The organism is Agrococcus sp. HG114 (genome assembly GCF_024723325.1).
Classification (GTDB): Bacteria; Actinomycetota; Actinomycetes; order Actinomycetales; family Microbacteriaceae; genus Agrococcus.
Genome location: NZ_JANQCH010000152.1, coordinates 1 through 4,966, shown reverse-complemented (window position 1 = coordinate 4,966; position 4,966 = coordinate 1). Strand labels below are relative to the sequence as shown.

Genomic DNA, 4,966 nt, shown 5'->3' with positions numbered 1-4,966 from the left:
AGCCCCGCGTACGCGCGCTCGCGCGCCTCGGCGTCGAGGTCGCGGACGCCGCGGCCGGCGCCGACATCGCGATCGACCAGACCGGCGCCCGACCCGAGCCGCTCGGCGAGGCGAGCGGCCTCGCGCTCGACGCGACCGGACGCATCCGCACCGACCGCTGCCTGCGCGTGCTGGGCGCCGACGGCGCCCCGATCGAGGGCGTGTGGGGCGCGGGCGACGCGATCGCCGTCGACGGCCTCCCCTGGCTGCGCGGCGGCTGCGCGACCGCGACGCCGCTCGGGGCGACCGCCGCCGACGCGATCGCGGCCGCGCGCGCCGGCCAGCCGCCCCGGCCGGTCGACGTCGGCTTCCTCTTCCGCTGCATCAGCCTCGGGCGCCGCGACGCGATCATCCAGCTCGTCGACCGCCAGGACCGCCCCACCGACCGCTGGCTGGGCGGCCCGGTCGCCGCCGCCTGGAAGGAGGCCATCACCGCGTTCGCGGGCGTCGCGCCGCTACGCTTGGGCCGCGTGTACGCGTGGCCCGCAGCTCGGACGCCGGCGCCGGTGAGCGCGTGAGCGACGTCGCCGCGCACCGCGGCCTCGCCGTGCGCCTCGCCTACGACATCACCGGCTCGTGGGCCGACGCCGAGGAGATCGCGCAGGACGCCATGCTGCGCGTGCTGCAGGCCGACGCGGTGCGCGACGAGCGGGCGCTGCTCGCGCGCGTCACGACGAACCTCGCGATCGACCGCGTGCGCCGCTCGCGCGTCGACTACGTCGGGCCGTGGCTGCCCGAGCCCATCGCGACGGGACCGGGGGCGGATGCCGCGGTCGCCGACGCGGAGGAGGTCGAGCTCGCGCTCATGGTCGCGCTCGAGTCGCTGTCGCCGATCGAGCGGGCGGCGCTCCTGCTCCACGACGTGTTCGACTTCTCGTTCGACGAGGTGGCCGAGATGCTCGGCCGCTCGACGGCGGCGGTGCGGCAGGCGGCGAGCCGCGCGCGTGCGCACGCGCAGGCGAGGCGCCCGCGCTTCGCGCACACCGACGCGGATGCGCGGGCGCTCGTCGAGCGGTTCGCCGCGGCCGCGCTGCGGGGCGACGTCGATGGGCTCGTGGCGATGCTCGCCGAGGACGCCACGCTCGTCTCCGACGGCGGCGGCAAGGTGAGCGCCGCCCGGCGGCCGGTCGTGGGCGCCGAGCGCGTCGCGCGGTTCCTCGCCGGGCTCTCCGAGCAGTTCGCCGGCCGCGTCGACGTGGTGCCGCTCGTGCTCAACCGCGCGACGGCGCTCGGTGTGCTCGTCGACGGGGAGCTCGACCACGTGCACTGGGCGGGCATCGAGGGCGGTCGCATCACCGAGCTGCGCATCGTGCGCAATCCCGACAAGCTCGCGCAGGCGCGGGCCGCGTTCGCCCGCTCGGCCTGACGCATCCGCGCCCCCGGCTCCCGATGCGGGCCACGCGGCGCGCACCGGGCAGAATGTCCCCTATGCCTGCGCACGCCGAGCCCCTCGCGAAGGTCGTGCTCATCGGCGGCGCGTCCGGCTCGGGCAAGTCCCGCCTCGCCGAGCTGAGCGGCCTGCCGATCCTCCGCCTCGACGACTTCTACCGCGAGGGCGACGACCCCGCGCTCCCCCGGCTCGAGAGCGGCGAAGCCGATTGGGACCATCCGCTGTCGTGGCACCGCGACCGCGCGCTCGACGCCCTCGAGCAGCTCGCCCGAACGGGTCGCACGACCGCCCCGCTCTACGACATCAGCCGCAGCGCGGCGACCGGGAGCCGCGAGATCACCCTCGACGGGGCGCCGCTCTTCGCCGCCGAGGGCATCTTCGTCGCCGAGGTCGTCGCCGAGTCGCGCCGTCGCGGCATCCTGCACGACGCGATCGTCGTGCGCCGGTCGCGGTGGCTCACGATGGGCCTCCGCTTCGCCCGCGACCTGCGCGAGCACCGCAAGAGCCCGGCCTTCCTCGTCAAGCGCGGGCTGATCCTCGCCGGCCGCGAGCCGGCGATCGTCGCGCGGCTGGCGGATGCGGGCTGCCGGCCCGTGCGGGTGCGCGCGGCCCGGCGCATGCTCGCGCGAGCGGCCGGGCGGTGAGACTGCCCACCGCCCGGCCGCCCATTCCGGCCGCCCTCCCCCGCTACTCGTAGCGGAGCGCGTCGATCGGGTGCTGCCGTGCCGCGCTCCGGGCCGGGAGCGTGCCCGCGAGGAACGCGATGCCCATGACGACGAGCATGACCGTCGCGACCGGCACGAGCTCGAACCGCATGATCTGCAGCCCCGGCAGGTCGGCGAACAGCGTGTCGGCGAGCGCGCCGCTCACGAGCGTTCCCGCGAGGATCGCGAGCCCCGCGCCGATCGCGCTGCCGAGCAGCCCGATGACGACCGCCTCGGAGGTGAACAGCCCGAACACCCGGCCGCTGCCCATCCCCATCGCCTTCATGAGCCCGATCTCGCGCGTGCGCTCCTTCACGCTCATGAGCAGCGTGTTGACGATGCCGAAGCCCGCCGCGATGAGCGCGATGATCGCGAACGCGTTGAGCACGTTGACGATCCCGTCGATCACCGCCCGGAACATGCCGATCTGGTCGCCGACCGTCTGCCCCTGGAAGCCGACGCGCACGAGCTCGTCCTTGATCGCCTGCAGCTGCTCGTCGCTCACGTCCGGCGCGGCGTAGGCGACCGCCGCGTAGTAGGCGGGGGCCGCCGCACCCGTGCGCCCTGTGAGGCTCACGTCCACGAGCGCGTCGGTGAGCGCCTGGTTGCTCTCGGCGCCCGGCTCGAGGAGCGACTCCTGCGCCACCCCGCTCACGACCGCGGTGACCTCGTGCTGCGTGCCCACCGCATCTGTCGCCCCGAGGACGACCTGCTCGCCGACCGCGTCGGCCGCGTCGGCGAAGCCGAGCGCCTCGACGTAGGGCAGGGGCAGGAGCAGCTCGCGCTCGGCGCCGTCGGCGACGTGCGAGCCCGCGGCGAGGTCGAAGCGCATCGCCTCGCTCGCGGGGTCGACGGCGATCTCGAACCGGTCGCTCCCGGCCGCCTCGATGTAGTCGACGGCGAGCATCGAGATCGGCTGCACGCGCTCCACTCCCGCGACGCCCGCGATCGCGTCGAAGTCTGCCTGGGTCATGCCGGCGATGTCGATCGGCGAGCCGTTCACGCCGCCCGCGAGCGAGCGCTCCGGGTCGTACTCGCGCGGGCCGTCGCCGGCCGAGCCGTCGTCGGCGGCCGCCGTCACCACGAGCGCGTTCGGCGCGCCGACCATGCCGAGCTGGTCGTCGATGTAGCGCGAGACGCCCGCGCCGATCGCGCTCGTCACCGTGAGCGTGAACGCGCCGATCACGATCGCGATCACCGTGAGCGTCGTGCGCAGCTTGCTGCGGAAGGTGTTGCGGATCGCGGAGCCGATCACGTCGCCGGCCCTCACGCGAGCACCGCCTCGAGGGCGTCGGTGCGCGCGTCGGCCGCGACGACCAGGCCGTCGCGCAGGTGCACGCGGCGGTCGCAGCGGGCCGCGAGGTCGTCGTCGTGCGTCACGACGACGAGCGTGATGCCGCGCTCGCGCACGAGGCCGAAGAGGATGTCCTCGACGATGAGGCCCGTCGCGGAGTCGAGGTTGCCCGTGGGCTCGTCCGCGAAGATCACCGAGGGCTCGTTCACGAGCGCGCGGGCGATCACGGCGCGCTGCTTCTGCCCGCCCGAGAGGTCGGTCGCGCGGTTGCCGGCCTTGTCGTCGAGCTCGAGCGACCGGAGCGCCGCCATCGCGCGCTCGACGCGCTCGCGCCGGCCGAGCCCTGCGATCACGAGCGGCAGCATGACGTTCTCGAGCACCGTCGCGTCGGGCGTGAGGAAGAACTGCTGGAAGACGAACCCGAACTCCTCGTTGCGGAGCCGCTGCACCTCGCTGCGGCGCAGCTCGCCCGCGTCGGTGCCGCGGATGCGCAGGGCGCCGGAGTCGGGCGCGTCGAGCAGGGCGAGGATGTGCATGAGCGTCGACTTGCCCGACCCGCTCTTGCCGACGATCGCGAGCGACTCGCCCGCGTGCGCCTCGAGCGAGACGCCGCGCAGCGCGTCGAATCGGCTCTCGCCGCGCCCGTAGGACTTGTGGATGGATCGTGCGTCGAGCACCGGTTGGGGCATGGTCCCTCTCCTCGAGTGATGGCCGCATTCCCGCGGCACCTCGAGCCTGACCGAGCAGCGCGCGCCCGGCAGAGGGGGTTGACCCCACCCCTCGGGGTGGTTCCCCCTACTCCTCGACCACCACCTCGCGGCCGTCGACGACCGCGTACGTCGCCGTGCGGAACGGGCCGGGGACGAGCGTGAGCGCGACGGCGCCGCTCGGGGCGACCCGGGCATCCGCGACCTCGAACCCCGCGGGCTCGGCGACGTCGTCGAAGAGCCGCTTGCCGCGGCCGACGACCACGGGGAAGACGATGAGCCGCAGCTCGTCGAGCAGCCGCTCGGCGATGAGGGTCTGCAGCAGCTGCCACGAGCCGTGCACCTGCAGCTCGCCCTCGCCGTCGGCCTTGAGGGCGCGGATGCGTGCGGCCACGTCGTCGCCGATGACCGAGCGGGTGCCGGCCCACGTCGCGTCCTGCTGCTGCAGGGTCGTCGAGACGACGTGCTTCGGCGCGGTGTTGAGGCGCTGCGCGACCGGGTCGCCGGGGTCGGTGACCTGCGGCCAGTAGGCGGCCATCATGTCGTAGGTCGTGCGGCCGAACAGCAGCGCGTCGGTGCGCGCGAACCAGCCCGTCACGACCTCGCCGACCGCCTCGTCGAAGAACGGCGCGACCCAGCCGCCCCAGCGGAAGCCGCCGGCGGTGTCCTCGTCGCGGCCGCCCGGGCCCTGCATGACCCCGTCGAGGGTGACGAACTCGTGCGCGATGAGTCGCATGGCGGCCTCCTCCGCGGCGCCTCGGCGCGCCGCGCCGGTTCGAGCCTGGCGGGCGGGCCGCACGGGCGCAAGGTGCGGGTGCGGGCTGGGCGCGGC

The 4,966-nt window shown here is 75.0% G+C and carries 5 protein-coding genes and 1 pseudogene; 3 read left to right on the top strand and 3 right to left on the bottom strand.

What is annotated here, in order from left to right:
- The 3 genes and pseudogenes from NWP09_RS11665 to NWP09_RS11655 all read left to right on the top strand — a co-directional run.
- Nucleotides 1–557 (top strand): annotated as a pseudogene (locus NWP09_RS11665) (hypothetical protein); the annotation flags it as partial.
- Nucleotides 518–1,405 carry a sigma-70 family RNA polymerase sigma factor gene (locus tag NWP09_RS11660; RefSeq protein WP_258275675.1) on the top strand — a complete coding sequence of 296 codons (888 nt, stop codon included), beginning with the start codon at nucleotides 518–520 and terminating at the stop codon, nucleotides 1,403–1,405. The pseudogene NWP09_RS11665 and the gene NWP09_RS11660, both read left to right, overlap by 40 nt.
- Nucleotides 1,406–1,467: 62 nt before the next feature.
- Nucleotides 1,468–2,073, top strand: coding sequence for an ATP-binding protein (locus tag NWP09_RS11655; RefSeq protein WP_258275674.1), 606 nt, complete (start codon nucleotides 1,468–1,470; stop codon nucleotides 2,071–2,073).
- Between the two features lie 43 nt (nucleotides 2,074–2,116).
- Here the strand turns inward: NWP09_RS11655 and NWP09_RS11650 are convergent, their stop codons facing one another.
- The 3 genes from NWP09_RS11650 to NWP09_RS11640 all read right to left on the bottom strand — a co-directional run bounded on the left by NWP09_RS11650 (nucleotide 2,117) and on the right by NWP09_RS11640 (nucleotide 4,870).
- Complete coding sequence (locus NWP09_RS11650) at nucleotides 2,117–3,403, bottom strand: ABC transporter permease (RefSeq protein WP_258275673.1); 1,287 nt, start codon at nucleotides 3,401–3,403, stop codon at nucleotides 2,117–2,119.
- Nucleotides 3,400–4,116, bottom strand: a complete 717-nt coding sequence (locus NWP09_RS11645; protein ID WP_258275672.1) for an ABC transporter ATP-binding protein — start codon at nucleotides 4,114–4,116, stop codon at nucleotides 3,400–3,402. Before NWP09_RS11645 ends, NWP09_RS11650 begins: the two co-directional genes overlap by 4 nt.
- A 106-nt stretch (nucleotides 4,117–4,222) precedes the next feature.
- Complete coding sequence (locus NWP09_RS11640; protein WP_258275671.1) at nucleotides 4,223–4,870, bottom strand: dihydrofolate reductase family protein; 648 nt, start codon at nucleotides 4,868–4,870, stop codon at nucleotides 4,223–4,225.
- Nucleotides 4,871–4,966 lie beyond the last annotated feature (96 nt).

Coding starts and splice junctions, on each gene's coding strand:
- NWP09_RS11655 (WP_258275674.1), top strand. CDS start 1,468: ATGCCTGCGCACGCCGAGCCCCTCGCGAAGGTCGTGCTCATCGGCGGC.
- NWP09_RS11645 (WP_258275672.1), bottom strand. CDS start 4,116: ATGCCCCAACCGGTGCTCGACGCACGATCCATCCACAAGTCCTACGGG.
- NWP09_RS11640 (WP_258275671.1), bottom strand. CDS start 4,870: ATGCGACTCATCGCGCACGAGTTCGTCACCCTCGACGGGGTCATGCAG.